Source organism: Novipirellula caenicola (assembly GCF_039545035.1).
Lineage (GTDB): Bacteria > Planctomycetota > Planctomycetia > Pirellulales > Pirellulaceae > Novipirellula > Novipirellula caenicola.
This window is the reverse complement of record NZ_BAABRO010000036.1, coordinates 1-16,321: the sequence shown is the minus strand read 5'-3', so window position 1 is coordinate 16,321 and position 16,321 is coordinate 1. Positions and strand designations below refer to the sequence as shown.

Annotated in this window: 14 protein-coding genes; 2 read left to right on the top strand and 12 right to left on the bottom strand. The window is 54.2% G+C overall.

Annotation, left to right across the window (positions count from 1 at the left end; all coding sequences use genetic code 11):
• Positions 1–90: 90 nt before the first annotated feature.
• Together gdhA and ABEA92_RS30530 are read left to right on the top strand one after the other, a co-directional pair.
• Positions 91–1,443, top strand: coding sequence for an NADP-specific glutamate dehydrogenase (gene gdhA / locus ABEA92_RS30535; RefSeq protein ID WP_345689535.1), 1,353 nt, complete (start codon positions 91–93; stop codon positions 1,441–1,443).
• A 147-nt stretch (positions 1,444–1,590) separates the two neighbouring features.
• Positions 1,591–4,317 (top strand): WD40 repeat domain-containing serine/threonine protein kinase, encoded by a 2,727-nt coding sequence (locus ABEA92_RS30530; RefSeq protein ID WP_345689533.1) that lies wholly within the window; start codon positions 1,591–1,593, stop codon positions 4,315–4,317.
• A 1,045-nt stretch (positions 4,318–5,362) separates the two neighbouring features.
• On the opposite strand, the gene ABEA92_RS30525 is transcribed toward ABEA92_RS30530, so the two are convergent.
• The 12 genes from ABEA92_RS30525 to ABEA92_RS30475 form a co-directional block, all read right to left on the bottom strand.
• Entirely contained in the window at positions 5,363–6,604 is a 1,242-nt protein-coding gene (locus ABEA92_RS30525) for a DUF1963 domain-containing protein (RefSeq protein ID WP_345689531.1), read from the bottom strand.
• 543 nt (positions 6,605–7,147) lie between these two features.
• Positions 7,148–7,762, bottom strand: coding sequence for a hypothetical protein (locus ABEA92_RS30520; RefSeq protein WP_345689529.1), 615 nt, complete (start codon positions 7,760–7,762; stop codon positions 7,148–7,150).
• Positions 7,763–9,294: 1,532 nt separating this feature from the next.
• Positions 9,295–9,852 carry a GNAT family N-acetyltransferase gene (locus ABEA92_RS30515; protein WP_345689527.1) on the bottom strand — a complete coding sequence of 186 codons (558 nt, stop codon included), beginning with the start codon at positions 9,850–9,852 and terminating at the stop codon, positions 9,295–9,297.
• Positions 9,853–9,946: 94 nt separating this feature from the next.
• Entirely contained in the window at positions 9,947–10,396 is a 450-nt protein-coding gene (locus tag ABEA92_RS30510) for a hypothetical protein (protein ID WP_345689526.1), read from the bottom strand.
• A 157-nt stretch (positions 10,397–10,553) separates the two neighbouring features.
• Entirely contained in the window at positions 10,554–11,111 is a 558-nt protein-coding gene (locus ABEA92_RS30505; protein ID WP_345689525.1) for a hypothetical protein, read from the bottom strand.
• 29 nt (positions 11,112–11,140) lie between these two features.
• On the bottom strand, positions 11,141–11,509 hold the full coding sequence (locus tag ABEA92_RS31490) for a DUF7919 family protein (protein ID WP_486348741.1): 369 nt from the start codon (positions 11,507–11,509) through the stop codon (positions 11,141–11,143).
• Positions 11,510–13,041: 1,532 nt separating this feature from the next.
• Complete coding sequence (locus ABEA92_RS30500; protein WP_345689524.1) at positions 13,042–13,572, bottom strand: hypothetical protein; 531 nt, start codon at positions 13,570–13,572, stop codon at positions 13,042–13,044.
• Positions 13,573–13,717: 145 nt separating this feature from the next.
• Complete coding sequence (locus ABEA92_RS30495) at positions 13,718–14,170, bottom strand: hypothetical protein (protein ID WP_345689523.1); 453 nt, start codon at positions 14,168–14,170, stop codon at positions 13,718–13,720.
• Positions 14,171–14,301: 131 nt separating this feature from the next.
• A complete protein-coding gene (locus ABEA92_RS30490) occupies positions 14,302–14,457 on the bottom strand; it encodes a hypothetical protein (protein WP_345689521.1) in 156 nt (51 codons plus the stop codon).
• A 437-nt stretch (positions 14,458–14,894) separates the two neighbouring features.
• Positions 14,895–15,014 (bottom strand): four helix bundle protein, encoded by a 120-nt coding sequence (locus tag ABEA92_RS30485; RefSeq protein WP_345689548.1) that lies wholly within the window; start codon positions 15,012–15,014, stop codon positions 14,895–14,897.
• A gap of 310 nt (positions 15,015–15,324) precedes the next feature.
• Entirely contained in the window at positions 15,325–15,897 is a 573-nt protein-coding gene (locus ABEA92_RS30480; RefSeq protein ID WP_345689519.1) for a leucine-rich repeat domain-containing protein, read from the bottom strand.
• 236 nt (positions 15,898–16,133) lie between these two features.
• Positions 16,134–16,321: hypothetical protein (locus ABEA92_RS30475; RefSeq protein ID WP_345689517.1), on the bottom strand; the 188-nt coding region annotated here is incomplete at its 5' end.

The window sequence follows — 16,321 nt, the reverse complement described above, 5'->3', positions numbered from 1 at the left end:
CTTAGCGATCCGCGACATCGTACAACTTTGCAGCATCCGCGTCGCATAGAATAGGGTGAGTCACGCTCCCTAAAAACGACGAGGTTCATCATGCTCAAGTTCGTACGCGAAGAAGTGGAATCGTTCATGCACGGCCTCGTCAAACGAAACCCGGGTGAAGAGGAATTTCACCAAGCGGTTCGCGAGGTCACCGAATCGCTGATGCCGTTCATCCTGCAGCATCCGCGTTACAAGCAAGCTCAATTGCTCGAGCGTTTGACCGAACCCGATCGCATCATCATCTTCCGTGTGACCTGGGAAGACGATGACGGCAATTTTCGTGCGAACCGAGCCTGGCGAGTTCAGTTCAACAACTCGATCGGACCCTACAAAGGCGGCTTGCGATTCCATCCTTCGGTGACTCAAAGTGTTCTGAAATTCCTTGGCTTTGAACAAATTTTCAAGAATAGCTTGACGGGATTGCCGATGGGCGGTGCCAAAGGCGGGTCCAATTTCAATCCCAAAGGCAAGAGCGATCATGAAGTGATGCGGTTCTGTCATTCGATGATGATTGAACTGCATCGACACATCGGCGAAGACACGGACATTCCCGCAGGTGACATCGGGGTCGGCGGACGCGAGATCAGCTATCTGTTTGGTCAATACAAACGATTATCCAATACGTTTGTCGGAACGCTGACGGGCAAAGGGCTGTCGTTTGGCGGCAGCTTGGTGCGAACCGAAGCGACGGGCTACGGTTGCGTGTACTTTTGCGAAAACATGCTCAACCGCCTTGGCGATTCGATCAAAGGGAAATCGGTCTGCATCTCCGGCAGCGGCAACGTGGCGATCTACGCAGCGGAGATGGCTGGAAAACTGGGCGGCAAAGTCTTGACGCTTTCGGATTCCAGTGGCTTCGTGCATGACCCCGACGGGATCGACGAAGAAAAATTGTCGTTTGTCAAAGAATTAAAAGAAAAGCAGCGTGGACGCATCTCGGAATACGCCGAGAAGTATCGTAAAGCCACGTTTTATGCCGACCGCCGGCCCTGGGACGTTCCTTGTGAAGTCGCATTGCCCTGTGCGACGCAGAATGAAATCGACCAACAAGACGCAGAAACCCTGCTAAAAAACGGCTGCATCGCGGTCGCCGAAGGGGCCAACATGCCGAGTACCCTCGAAGCGATGAAGGCGTTTCGCGAAGCCAATATCCTGTTCGGACCTGCCAAGGCCGCCAACGCGGGTGGCGTGGCCGTATCGGGACTCGAACAAAGTCAAAACTCGCTGCGTTTGCAATGGACGCACGACGAGGTCAACACCAAGCTAAAAAGCATCATGAAGGAAATCCATGAAAAATGCGTCCATTACGGGATGAAGGGCGACCATGTTGATTACGTCGATGGTGCGAATTTGGCAGGGTTTGTTAAAATCGCCGAATCGATGCTGGCGTACGGAGCCGTTTAAAGCGACAGATGATTTTTAATAGACAAATTTGCGGCGCTTGTCACGAAGCGTGGCTGCATCCACCACCAAACCCCATGCCCACTCGTATCGACTGATTAAACTGCGGCAAGGTCGCCTTCGAGATTTACTTCATTCCTGAATGGAAACATGTTACAGCGAGGTTACGAATTTGCGTCTGGCTATCGATTAGAAGAATTTCTAGGTCGAGGCCAATTTGGTGAGGTGTGGCGGGCCTCTGCGCCCGGCGGCACCCAAACCGCAGTCAAATTCATCGACCTCAGTGGTGGACAAGGGCAAAAGGAATACGATGCGATCAAGCGAATCAAGCTGATCCGCCATGCCAACCTGATGCCGATCACAGCCATCTGGTTGCTCGACGCCGAAGGCAAGTTAATCGAGGACACGCCGGATCAAGCCGTTGCAACGATGGATGTCAGCGAATTGGTCACGCCGGATCGGGCCAGCTTTGCGATGCCGCGAACGCGAGAACCAGCGACGCTGGTGGTGGCAATGCTATTGGCCGGCAAAAGTCTGCTGGACCGGATGGCCGAGTGTCTGCGTGAAAACGGCAAAGGGATTCCTGCTCGCGAACTGCTTTCGTACATGGAAGACTCGGCCAAAGGACTCGACTTTCTGAACGACACGCGGCACGATCTCGGATCGGGCGAAGTCGCAATCCAGCACTGTGATGTCAAGCCGGCGAACATCGTCATCCTCGGCAACAGTGCCGTGATCTGTGACTTTGGTTTGGCGCGGATTTTAACGCGGACTCAAATTACCGCGACCAGCGCCTCAGGCACGCCGGCCTACATGGCTCCCGAAGCGATTGAGGGGAAACCAAGTCAATCGAGTGACCAATACTCGTTGGCGATCAGCTACTACCATCTGCGAACCGGCACGCTGCCAATGAAGGAAGGTTCGCTGTTCCAAGTCCTCAATGCGCATCGCCAAGGCGAGCTGAACTTTGACCTTGTCGCGGATCCCGAACAACAAGTGCTGCGGCGGGCCACCGAGATCGATTGGAGCAAACGCTACGAATCCAACATTGACTTTGTGGATGAATTGCGTGACGCGCTGCGGACCGAAGGAGCGATGCCAACGTCCTCGCTGCGCCCACAATCCAATCGGGGGCTCAGCCCGTCCAGCGGCGACACCCAAAATGACCGTATGGCGCAGACGCAGCCGGTTCCAACGCCGCTTGCTGAAACAATGGCGGGAACATCGGTCATTGCGACCGGGTTTGCTGACGCGGAATCCGCAAGCTCCGAAGGTCTGCAGAGTACGCGAGCGTTGCCGAAGCAAACCACCGATGACAGCGTGCCCACGGCGGCATCGACCACAACGTCCACCGGCCCACTGAAGCGAGTTTCGATCATTGGCGGTGCCGCAATCGCCATCCTTGGTTTAATCCTGGTCATTGTTTTGCGTCCCACTCCGCCACCGGTGGCAAACGGATCGGACAAACTAGGGCAAGACAACGCCACACCAGAAAACACCCAGCCGAACAACCTCGACACCGCGACCGAAAACGCGAGTCCTCAAGAACTACTGGACTTGGCCACCACCACGTTCCCAACCGATCCAGGCAAAGCAGCAGAGCTGTTTCGCCAAGCCACACAGAAACGTCCAAGCCTTGCGACTCCCGAACCAATCATCCACCCGTCGCATCGATCGGGTGTCGAAGCTCTGCTGTTGGCCTCGCCCACGCAGCAACTCGTTAGCTGGGGCTACGACGCCAACCTAAAGGTTTGGCCGCTATCGTCGACATCGTGGAGCGAAACGGCGGTTCAACCGATCTTGCTTCCTGGATTGGATGTCACGCTTGCGTATCGCGAAGCAATGACCTTGTCGGCGGATGAGCAATGGGTTGTCGCCGGATCAGGAACGGACGCCAAAGTCTGGTCGCTCGAATCACTCCGTCGCAATCCAAACGAACCCGCTCAATCACTTCTCGCCGAGATCAGTGCACTTGACGACGAAGTCATGGCGGTCGCATGCCACCCCACCGACACCACTGCCATCGCACTGGCGCTCGACGACGCCGTGGTCGTGTACCAAATCGAAACGGTTGCGTCGGACAAACCTCGCCAACCACGCAAGTTGACTCAGTTTGATTCCGCTGGTTCGATTAGCCACTTGGCGTTTCACCCGTCCGGTGATTGGTTGATCACGATCACCGTCGAAGGCCGAGTGGTCGCTTATGCCTGGGACGAACTGCGGACGGGCGCCCAGCAGAACCGAGCCCCTACCGCGATTCCCATCAATCCTGAGGGAACTCCTGTTCGCACGATCTGCTTTCCAAAGCAGGACTCAGCCACCGACTCCGCTGCAAGCATCGCCACCGGGGACGAAACAGGAACAGTGACGTTATGGACTATCGCCGATGAACCCAAATTGGTTTCACGGAAACAACCCCATACCGGCCCCGTCATGGCGATGACGACCTCGGCGGGAACCGCTGGTGATGCAGCAGTCTTGGTCAGCAGCGGTGATGATGGCACATTAAATCTATGGGCACTGAGCCGGGGGACCAGCGGAAACGCAAGCGGTTACGACCAAACGGTTTCGCTCGGCACCCAATCAATTCCATGCGTGGATGTGACCGACGACGGCCGCTGGGTCGCCGCAGGCACATATGGCGGCACCGTGTGGTTACTGGACCGCACCGCAAAAGACAACACGGCGGCGGTTCTGCAGTCGGGAGCCGACAGAATTGAAAGTCTATGCATCGATTCGGCAAACGGTTGGCTGATTGTCGGATGTGATGACGGCAGTTTGCGAGTCTGGGATCTGGTGCGTTGCCAATTGATCGCGATGACGCAGTTGCGGCCCAGCAAAGTGATCCAACCGAAATCCGACCCTTCGGTGATCTAAGCAGCGAATCGGCATGACATTCGATCCTGCGATCGCTCACGCCACCCCGGCCAAACCTACCATCGGTCGCAACGCGACAAAATGCAATAGCCACCGACGTGATACCGTAGAGCGTCTTCAGTGAGAATCAGCCACCGGCTTTCTGCCATCATGACAAGGCCGGACGCCGCCGATGAAGGGTTAAAAGATGAAAGGTTAGGCTCTGTCTGAAAACCGTAGCGGAAGTCGTCAAGACTTTCGGCAGCATGGCATAACCCATGGGAATCGAAATTCTTCACGAATTCCACTACCAAGTTTCCGCCTCAGATGCATTCTCAGACAGTGCCTAGAAAATAAGCAACGATTGCTGGAGCAAATTAGGGACGAGCACCAATCGTTGTTGCTCGATAGCCGGTGCGAATAGCGACCAGTAAAAGGCAAAAACGTGGGTGACAAAAAGATGAAGGCACTCAACACGCGGTCTTAAAAATCTTGTTGTCGCACCAATCTTTCTGTCCAACATCCGCCATTACCCGCCGAGCACTCCTTCACTCCTTCACTCCTTCACTCCTTCACTCCTTCACTCCTTCACTCCTTCACTCCTTCACTCCTTCACTCCTTCACTCCTTCACTCCTTCACTCCTTCACTCCTCACTCCCCACTCCCCACTCCCCACTCCCTGTCTCCCTGTCTCCGTGTCTCCCTGTCTCCCTGTCTCCGTGTCTCCCTGTCTTCATTGCCCCATTGCCACCCGGGTTGCTGGAACGAGATATCGTTGCCCGCGACGGTTGACGTTGCTCCAATCGTAGCGAGGCAAACGACCACCAGCCAATCCGTTCACAGACTCAAAAAAAAAGAGATATCTGTTGACAAAATCATAAATCAGCGGGTCTCAATCGTTTTGCCACCGAATCATCTTGCCATTTAGACCAACCACACAAGCACTTGCAACAACGCTGCTTGCTTCGACGACCTCTATAAACCTCATATCGCGATTGGAGGTGGATCGATTCGTTATCCGACAGCCGGCTGGGCAGCGTGGCGAGTGAATCGTTTTCGTCTTCAATCAACCGCCTTGGTTTTCGGTCCATACATCGGTGGTCCCTCCGCTGCGAATTTCGTCCATGTCCGCCAGCAGCGTCAAGTCCCCACCGTCACCCCATTGCATTTGCGTCAAATTATCGGTGCCGAAAGTCGCGATCACCTTGAGATCTGTCTCCCTAAGCTCTTCGGGGAACTCTTGCTGATAACGACCAGCGCCGCCGAGACGATGGTGTCCGTGCATCGAATTGAAGTCGCCGTAGTAACGATGCATCACAATGGCGTCGAAGTCATCTTGCAAACTTTGCAACGCTGACACTTGAGGATCATCCCAATCGAGATTATCAAAGGGCTGGCTTCGCTCCACGGCCCCTAGGTCAGGAACCCTCACCGCCCGGACTTCCACGCACGGATACGGCCTGACATCCTGCGGTGCCGATCGACGACTCAACTGCTCCAGCGGAGTGACCTGTATCTTGGTTGGCGCGTTGGATCTTCCGTAGAAAGGCTCGTTCCATTCCTCCTCTTCATCCTTCGGGTCATGGTGAGCCCATACCGAAAAGATGGACAGCACCCCCTTGCGAGGAAACGAATCGGGCAACGAGTCGCCAAAGTCTTCCAAATTGAATTGCCCCAGAAAACCCAACGGCCGACCTTCAGAGGTGACAGGCCAGTCGTCTGCAGGATCCAAGTCCGGCACACCGCCAACGAAACTGGCTCCCAGTGGCGGGAGCTGGGATGACGATGGCAATGGCACCAGCAGCGTAGCAGGGACAACCCCAGCCAGAATTGAAGTCGATAGATCGCTCAAGCCGTAGGATTCGATCAGTCGGTCGAGAATCTCATCCTCCGATAGTTGCGACTGCGTTAGTTCAAGCACCAGTCGTTGGTGGTCAGACAGCTGCGACATCATTCGATCGTAACATTGATCGATCAAGGTCCTGCACAAATCATTGGTTTCACCGTTCAATTCAACATCGATAAAGGCCAAACCGCGGCGGGGCACGTACTCGGATTCACTAATTGCTGGATCGCTTGCGACCCACCGTGCTTGATCCGCTTTGGGAACCCCGAATCGAGCGACCAACCGTCGCGAGCGGCCACGGGTAATATCAACCAAGAAATCGTCGTAGCTGCCTCGCAATACGACAGAGAGCCGAAACCCGAACGTATCCAGCGGCATTCCCGTTTCTGTCTGTGTATGGGGTTTTCCCAGCGCATATGCGGCGACAGTGTGGCTACGAAGTTGGTTTTCCGATGCATTCATAATAAATGAGTGAAATTAATGATGACTTGGATGAAAAGTCTGGAAAGGACGTGGGCTATCGATCATGACAGCCTGTGTGCGTCAATGGGTTGACGGCCATTCGGTTCAATAAGATACACATGCCGTCGGGATCCTTCTACTCAGGCTAGCGGTGGCGATGTGCGGGCGACGAACAGTGACAGACCGCATTGCATCGACAGCGTAACAAACCGGACACCGTTCGCCATCGCCCAGAGCGGAGTAGGGCGAATCATGCGTTTAAACCGGCATAATGATTAATCAGCGCGCGGCAAATATTTTGCACCGAATCATCTTGCCCTCTGATCGACCACGCAAGCATTTGCACTGGCGATTTGACAGTTGTCTCAACAAGAAACACGGGACACCTAACGCCGATTCCTTCCCGAATGAAGACCGTTCGAATCGCGGACACGATTACCATCAAGTCACCATCGCCAGTCGGCGAACACCCTGACATAACCGGACCGCCGCGATTGATGCTGCATGTGAAAACGCGAGACCGGCGGCTCCGCGGACATGCCATTATGATGTCGCTTCAAATGGAGTGGGAGTTCGCTTTTGAACCGTTGATCTTCGAAGATGCAAAGGAATTGCAATCACCGAGACGCAGGCTCCAAATCCGACAACCGTTGCAGCGAGAAGCTCGATCACATAACGGGTAGGGAAAAGCCAATTGCGAAACGCGAGCAATATCGCAAAGGCGAACACGCAAGCCAACAATGTCCGCAATCCAAATCGCAGGCGTATTTGGATGTCGCCAACAAGCTTGCGAGTTCCGGCATACGTCCCAATGGCAAGCACAATACCCAACAGCATGTCGCACGTTGCGGCCATTCCGCTAAATGCCGCGATGGGAGATTCGTCGATCGGCCAACGTGAGTAGAGGCTATACCCGCCAGTAAACGATGCCACGGTTACGCCACGTCCTGTGCTAATCGAATAGACGCTTGAACGCACGGCGAACGCAACGGGCCAGCCATGTGCCCAATTGTGCGTGGGCGGCTCGCCTGCCATTTCTCCGATTCCACCCCACGGAGAAGCAAAATGCAACTGGTATCCGTCCAAATTAAGGAACGCGAAAGAGCCAAGCACCAACAATGTCACGAAGGCGGAAAAAGCGATAGAGTTTTGTTTCATGTTCGACGCGATCCTTCTGCGACATAACGGTAGCGACAATCGAGTCGCGGGAGCAAACTTTCCATTTTGAAATCGACCGGCTACCGCGACTTCGGTCGAGTAGACCGAGGCTTCTTTGGTTTAGGTTAAGCTTTGTGTTCCCCGTTCGCCACCGGCTCCCCACTTCAATTCTCAGCGTCACACAACTCCTGCCGTTTCATCACGATCAAGTCGCCGCGACAAGCAGTTGTGAGCCTTGGAACTTCGCCCCGACTCGAGGCGAACCACGCACCGAAACGTCTGCCCGCGAATCACGCCAATCATCACGAATGAGCTCCGGGGCATCCTCATTTTTCTGTCCCACCAATTTTTCTGTCGGCCTATCATCCGAGCAAGGACGGGACGTAATTCACTAAAGGTCTCGCACGCCGTCATGCCGTCATGCCATAATACCCGATCTTGCCTGACCCCCGCGATTGCGTTTTTGATCACGCCGCGAGTAGCGACAGAAAGAGTCAAAGGCTGGACAACAGCCAATCCATTTTGCGATCGCTCACGCTAACCGGCCACACCTGTCTTCAGTCGCAACGCGACGAAATGCAATAGCCACGGACGCGAGTCCGTGGAATGACACCGCAATTGTTAAGCCGTAGTCGCAACGCGACGGCAGGAGTTCCCTTTCAACACCACTTAGCCCGCAAATCACGCGAATGAACGCCAATGAGCAGCACGCAGCAGTCGCTGTAGCATTCGACGCAGTGCTCCATCGGACGAGCTCAATTGACGAACACGATCGCACTCACACGCAGCGTCCCCTGATGATCAAACCTCGGCAAAAACATAATGGCCAAAAACATGAAGGCGATTAATACGCCGCCGTTTAAATTCTTTTGTCGCACCAATCTTTCTGTCTACCAGTGACGTCGATCCGCGAAAGCATCTCTTTGTAACGTGCAGTGTCACCCTGCCAGATGTTGCCAAAGAGAATCAATCTTCGGCTTGCGGACATCATGACACAGTCGGACGCCGCCAAGGGAAGGTTAAAAGATGAAAGGTTAGAAAACAAGAAACGATTGCTTGAGCAAATTAGGGGCGAGCACCGATCGGTGTTGCTCAATAGACGGTGCGAATAGCGACCAGTTCCAGGAAAAAATGGGTAAAAAAAATGAAGGCACTCAACACGCGGTCCTAAAAATCTTTCTGTCGCAACAATCTTTCTGTCCCACATCCGCCATTACCCGCCGAGCACTCCTTCACTCCTTCACTCCCCACTCCTCACTCCTCACTCCTCACTCCCCACTCCTCACTCCTCACTCCTCACTCCTCACTCCTCACTCCTCACTCCTCACTTCTTCACTCCTTCACTCCTCACTCCTCACTCCTCACTCCTCACTCCTCACTCCTCACTCCTCACTCCTCACTCCCTGTCTCCCTGTCTCCCTGTCTCCCTGTCTCCCTGCATTACCCCACGATGTTGTGATCAAATCATCGACCGCGCCGATCATGCACACTGATTCGACCACGCAACTTCTTCGCTGCCAGAACGACCTGGATCACGGGGACCGAGGAGTTAACTTTGGTTTCAAGTTGGATGACGCCGAGGTCTCAACCGCACCCGTTTGTTCGCCAGCGATGATCGGCGCTACAAGCTGCTTGACCATCGGAATGCAAGCCAGGGAGATGCCGCGTGGGGATTCATACACGCTGCGTTGATCGCCGACAAAACCACATTGCCTGTAAAAGGGAGCAGCGTTGAGCGTCGAATCGAGGGTCAATTGCCTTAATCCTAGTTTTGTCGCGAGACATTCCAGGTGTGCCAAGATGGCGCGGCCGACCCCGCACCCCATCTGGTCAGGCCGCACGAAGATAGCATCGACTCGCCCCGTCGAGCAGTCAAGCATTCCTGTGCCGACTACGGATCCGTCGACAGTCGCAACGTACCAACGCCTGGCAACGATTTCGGCAAAGGCGTCCGTCATCTCGCCAGCCGTCCACGCCAACAACTGCTCTTCGGGGTAGTGCCCCGTGCATTGGGCAAGAATCGCAGCATTGCGAATGTCCCACACGGCGATTGCGTCTTCACGCTCGGCTTTGCGAATGACTAGTTTCATCACTTATTTAGGCGAACGAGTGGGATCACCGGGCCGCGGCGGTGAATGCTCCTTTTGAAAACGCGCTATCGGAGACTCCGCGTTCATGGCATTGTCATGTTGCATTTTGTTTAGACAGAGACGCCTCACCATCGGATCGACGGCCCGCGTTTTTTATTCTTCGACGCACTGCCAATACGAATTGTAGCACAACGACCATAAGCAAAGTCACAATCAAGGGTGGAAACCAACCCATCAACAAAAGTGCAGCATTCATGCCGACACCATCGTACATGTCGTCGCCTCGCTGACTCGCAAGTTCTCGGAGCGCAGGAAGATTGAATTGCATGCGGAACTCAAGTGTCGCAAACCACGAGGTGAAAACGGCGACTGGAATCCGAAACGCGAAGCAGCGTTGCTTCGGCGGCCTTGCGGGTGTGAAAATGAACAATGCGGGGATCACGAACAAGGACGCGGTCATCCCCCAATCCCCAATCATGGCGCAGAGTTCAGTTGGAAGCAGACGATCCGGGTTCAGCAATCCAAGCAAGACGTCGATCGCCATTGCGGCAACAATGAATCCGACGATTGCGGCTAGAATTCGCATGCTATTACAACATCAATGACCGGCATCACCGGGCAGGGTGAGTTGAGTCGTCCATTTCAATTCCGGCCGCAAGCCCTGCTCCGTGTGAATACCTTTCTTATCCGCAGTCCCGATCTTATTTAGCCAACCAAGCTAACATACCATCGCCGCGTTTCGCTGCGATCCACTGATCCGTCACGCACGCTCGAAGATCGACATTGTGTTCCTCGTCTCCCCAGCAGTCGGTGAAGACGACGAAATCATCCGTAAACCGATTTCCATTCCATCCCTTGGAGTTGAGATCCAAGCATGCACGGGCGATCGCACCGCCAATGTCGTCCAGTAAGTCAACGCTCTCATCTTGCTCACCTTGGTACTGATACCAATGAAGTAGTGCGCTGTGCAAATCAGTTGATTCAATACTGGTTTCAGGTCCACCCATGAATTCGCCCCAACCATATGCTTGACGTGACACTTCATTAGGATCGCTCGATGATTCCCGTAGCCGCTGAAGTCGGGGTTGCTCGAGGAGGAAAATTGCCAGTCCATTCTCAGCGGCGCTTTCAGGATCATTCTCCCACGCCGAGTAGGGAATGAAGGCACCGTACAGAACGGGCGAATCGGGAAGCTTGCCGAGTGCTCTTGGGATCTCGTTGCGATACAGCCTCTCGATACTTTCAAGCGTGTCTTTCATTTAGCTCTTAACTCGGATAAGGTCGCCAATCACTCGGCGACGACGAAAAATTGTCCATTTGGAAAAAATCCGGCTTCGCGACGCAGGTGCATTGCCTTGCCATGTTGCGTCTGAAGCGTGTTGAGCGTGCGCCGCGAGCAAAGGCTTCGTTTTGGTACCAGCGTTCGGCCACCACTTGAGAGCAACGATTTCCTGTACAGCATTGTACGCGTGTCGCGATAGGCTGCAACGACCGCCCCGAAGTCGTTGGGAGGCCGGTAGTGATGTGCCGCGATGAAATGCACGATCAGTCCCGGACAAACAAAGATCACGGAACCGTCAGGGACGAACAAATTGGCGTGACAGTGTGGCAGATCGAACCGGCAAAGCTCGCACTCGTTAGCGTTACCAAAGACCATTGGTTGCTACGGATCTTTTAGCAGTTCTTTGAGTTTTGAGAATGCGTTGGAGTAAGACTGACTCGTTGGAAACGGGGGTTCGTCAGTTAGCCAGCCAACTGCACGAAGCGCGTGTGCGTGCTTTTCGCCGAACTAAACGCACTCAGTCAAATCGTCGAAGTGCGTCACGGAAATACTGCGCGGAAGGATGCGAATAGACCAAGGCAAAGAATGACGCCAGCTGTGGCCAAGACGGCAGTGAACGAATTGGCGAAAATCATCGCCAAGAACGAACCAATCAAAGCCAAGATTGCAGCGAGGACGACCGAAGCAGCGAATATGGCCCATCGATTCGTCGGATTATCCGGGTCTGGTTGCCCCTTGGCGTTGCGTCCAAATGCTCCACGAAGGCAGACACCAATAAAGTCGACAAGGAATCCGGCAAGCTCAGCGAGCATTTACTAATGATGGGAGTGTGAGGTGAGTTGGGGAACAGCAACGATCACTCCGTCGCCGCCATTCTAATTTGTGTTCACGAAACGATCGCGCCGGCGACTTGGGTGCATCGTTGTTCCCCGATGTTTTGCCACTGGCCGCCCGTTGATTGTAGCGAGTCGATTGACGCGATCCAATTCATCGTCCTGCGCACTGCACAACCATCTTCACAGCACAAAAAACTGGCAACGAATGAAACCACAGATGAACGCCGATCACCCCCAGACGCATCCGCGTGAATCCAAGTTCATCTGTGGCTCCCACTTCTCAAGGTCCACGTCTTGCAATCCGACACCCGTCACGTTTGCAACACAAAAACATCTTTGGCCTTCATCCGCCAGACCACGTTGGACCGCCAATACCAATTCATCGAATACAAATTTCCAATCGGGGAACGTCGGCAATCACCGAGCCGCGACGAGTGATTGTCCATTGGAAGCATATATCCCGTGGAAATCCATCTGATTCGCAGCGAACACCGCTCGCAAACGCTGGCCCGCAAATCGCGCCAATCACCGCGAATGAACATCTCACTGTCCAATGATCGACGCGACTTGACGACCACGAATGCAGTTAGACGCTAGCCTCGAAAATGATCAAACCCCAGGCAAAAACATGGGTGACCAAAAGATGAAGGCAGAACGATGAGGCCCGCGTTACTTCGTCCTAATAATCTTTCTGTCGCACCAATCTTTCTGTCCTACATCCGCCATTGCCCGCCGAGCACTCCTTCACTCCTCACTCCTCACTCCTCACTCCTCACTCCTCACTCCTCACTCCTCACTCCTTCACTCCTTCACTCCTTCACTCCTTCACTCCTTCACTCCTTCACTCCTTCACTCCTTCACTCCTTCACTCCTTCACTCCTTCACTCCTCACTCCTCACTCCTCACTCCTCACTCCCTGTCTCCCTGTCTCCCTGTCTCCCTGTCTCCGTGTCTCCGTGTCTCCGTGTCTCCGTGTCTCCGTGTCTCCGTGTCTCCCTGTCTCCGTGTCTCCCTGTCTCCAAGCCATTCCCAGTCCGCAACGTGCACACGATGCTTACCCGCCGTCTTGACTTACTTGGTGTCAGCGTGGCGTTTGGCGAAACCCTCAAGTTCTCCGGCGGATTGTACGGTGAATTCACGTGGGATTTCTAGATCGTCGAGAAGAATTGCGGCGCCGATCCATACATCAACAATGACCAATTTTTCGTCATGCTTGCAGATTCCCGCAGCCACTTTGTCAAACGAACACGACTGGAGGACGGACCAATCGATTGGGACTCGCTGATCGCGAACCGGAACTCCGAAACCGGTTTGCGGAGTTTCCTCTGCCGGATCAACCGATTTAACGCCAGCGTGCAAGACAACCTTGATGGACTGAAACGGATGAGCGTTCTTAGCCAGCAAAGCAAGTTTTGCATTTAGGTTTTTGGTGTCGCCACGAAAGTACGCAGTATTGCCGTGAGCTGAATTAAGTCCACCGACACAACCAACACCGGCCTCTGCGATTTGGCGTTGCCCATATGGAACAGTGAGGGCTTGCGCCGCAGTCGCGATTGACAGGAACGCGAGAACGGAAGTGAACAAAATTGTTAGCGTCTTCACTTGATTGCATCCGTGTATTTGGGACAGCATTTCAGTCGGCGAACGGTAGCGATGTGCGGGTGGCGGGAGTTGATGTGCAAGCAAACGAAACCGCGTGCCACCGCCACTCGGTCACCATCACATGATTATCGGCGTTCCGATTGGGTCATCGCTCTAAGGGAGGGCCGGTGGAAGGCGGAATCTTGAGATGCTCCAGTTCTATCTGTTTCGAGCCCAGGTTAACGGTCACCAAGAACTTGGCAGGTTTCACGAAATAGACGATCCGCCAGTCGCAATTGTGCTCCATTTCTTCAAACGAAACAGAGAGCGTCGCGCTGGGGCAAGTCGACAGCTTTAGCAGTTGGTTATTCAGTGCAGTGGTGTTGCCGGCAAAGCGAACAGTAGCCGAGCTTACATTCGTGGTTCCGTCAATGAATCCGCAATTCTCGGTCTGGAAAGCGGCGCGGACTTGCTCGCGGGCGTACTTGGGATAGTCGTTCGTATATGGAACCTGTGAAGCCGACTGAAGCTGAACCACGATGGCGGAAGCGGGGGCAGATTCAACGAGAAGCAGGGCCAAAGTAACGGTCGCGATCAGACCCCGTCTAATGTGTGCCATTCAATTGCTCTTAGGTTTCATGTTTGCAGTTTCGACTTGCGAGGCGGCAGCAAGGCCGCCGTCGCTCGGGTGCACCACGCTGGCTCTTGCGATGGGCGTGCGTGGCGGACGAATCGCCAATCGGACGGCGATCAACGAACCTCAGGATAGCGACCGAAGGAGGCCCAAGCAACAAACGACAACGCAAAATCGGACACACAGCGATCTAGCGGCGTGGCATTCCAGGCGTTATTAACAACCACCGATACACGCAGATCCACACAGATACGATTCTCGATCAACCACATCTGTGTCCATCTGTGTAAATCTGTGGTTAAGACCACCCGCGCATCGGTCCGACAAGAAGGCTTGAACTATCAGGAAGTTTTAATGAAAGTGACGTTCGCCCGACACGATGTCACAGCCGACGTGAACGGAAAAAAAACGTTCGAGACCTGAGCAACCATTTCGCCCCCGTTAGAATGTGCGCGATCCCTCAAGAACGTCGAAATTCACGGGGTGGCGGGAGTTGATCTTACACTGCGATAAGCACCGCCACTCACGTGCAATTCTTGGTTCTGGCTGTTCGTTGTGCTCGTACTCGTACTCAGCATCGCGGTACTCGTACTCCTCAGCAGCATTGTACATCTTGCTGTATTCGGAGACAGTTTTGGCGTGGGCGATCGGTCGCGGCGGCATCGAAACAATCCGTTTGAGCGTTCGTTTCAATTTACCGTGTTGTTTGTCACCAAGCCGGTTCGCTGCGACGAGCGAATCCTGAAACGCATTCGAATGCCGATCCACAAGCGATATCGAGAAATCGATTGCCGTCCGTGACGCTGCGTTTGCCGTTGCCCTCGGCGATATTCTACGGAATCGATGGCGCCTCGCGGGGCCATTGATCGCGAACGTGCCGATGACACCCGTTCAAATCCTTGGCGACGGCAAACGATGAAGCAACGTATTCGAGTGAGAGACGATAGTCGTCGAGTCGATCGTGGTCGAAGATGGGTTCGGTTGTTGGTGCCACATTCGAGTACGAGTACCGGCTGACGCCTGAGTACGATGTCTTCGATGCAAGAACGTTGGCGGTCACCTGGCCGGGAGTGTTTAGTCAACCATTGGCGAAACGCTCGCAAGCCCGGCTCCGGTGCACGGGTTGGCCACCCATTTTCCTAAGCATTGGGGACAACGAAGTCAGCCCTCACTTTACATTGCGGGTTACGTTCGACAAACCGCCTCACGCCATCGGGAGTAACAAGCGTATTGCGAACATCAAGATGTGTAAGCGATGGAATCGAAGGCATATTATCGAGTCCCTCATCAGAGATCTTCGTTTCCCAAAGGATAACGGCGTCTAAGCGATCAATTCGATCGAGCAGTTGCGTCACACCGTCAGTAATGCTCGATCGACGAAGGTCGAGAATTTGGAAATTGCTAAAAGCATTCAAATGAGGTATCAACGCCTCGACATCATCATCACCTATCGGGCGAGAACGATCGTAACCCTTGTTGTATGGCCCAAGGTTTACGCGAACGCAGTTGTAAAAATACTCGTCGTCATCAAATTGTGCTCGCAGCCAATCTGGACCGTCGTACTTGATTGCAAATGTGCCACCGTGTGCACGTATGGCAGTGACCGCTGCCTTATGACCACGAAGTCGGTTCGACAGATAGCCAATCATCAAGGCAAGGATCGTCGTAATCGCGAGTAAGGTGCGAACAGATATTCGGAGCCAGCGTTTCATAATCCCTCAACCCCGGGGCTTATGGGTAGTGAATGCAAACCTTAATCGGGTAACGGCGGCGATCAGCGGGCCGGGAGAGTTGATTGTCCATTCGTGAAACCTTGCAAGCCCGGCTCCGGGCGAGAAGAACGGAGTCTCTCGGATGTTAGGATACGCTTTGTGTTCACGGTTTGCCACAGATTTCTCCTTGTGGTGTCACAATATTTGATCCTTGTCCAATTGATCACCGAACCCTCTCAGAACCGGACTGGCGCCGCCGGCGCATCCGGCTCCCAGCCGACACCTCGCACCTGGCAACACTTTGCACTCCCCATCGCAATCAAGTCCGTAATCTGTCCCGGATTCGGCAACGGGTGTCGCTCGAGGTAGAGTCCGTAAGCTTCCCAACTGAGATTTCGTCCCTTCTGACTGCGACGACGCATCC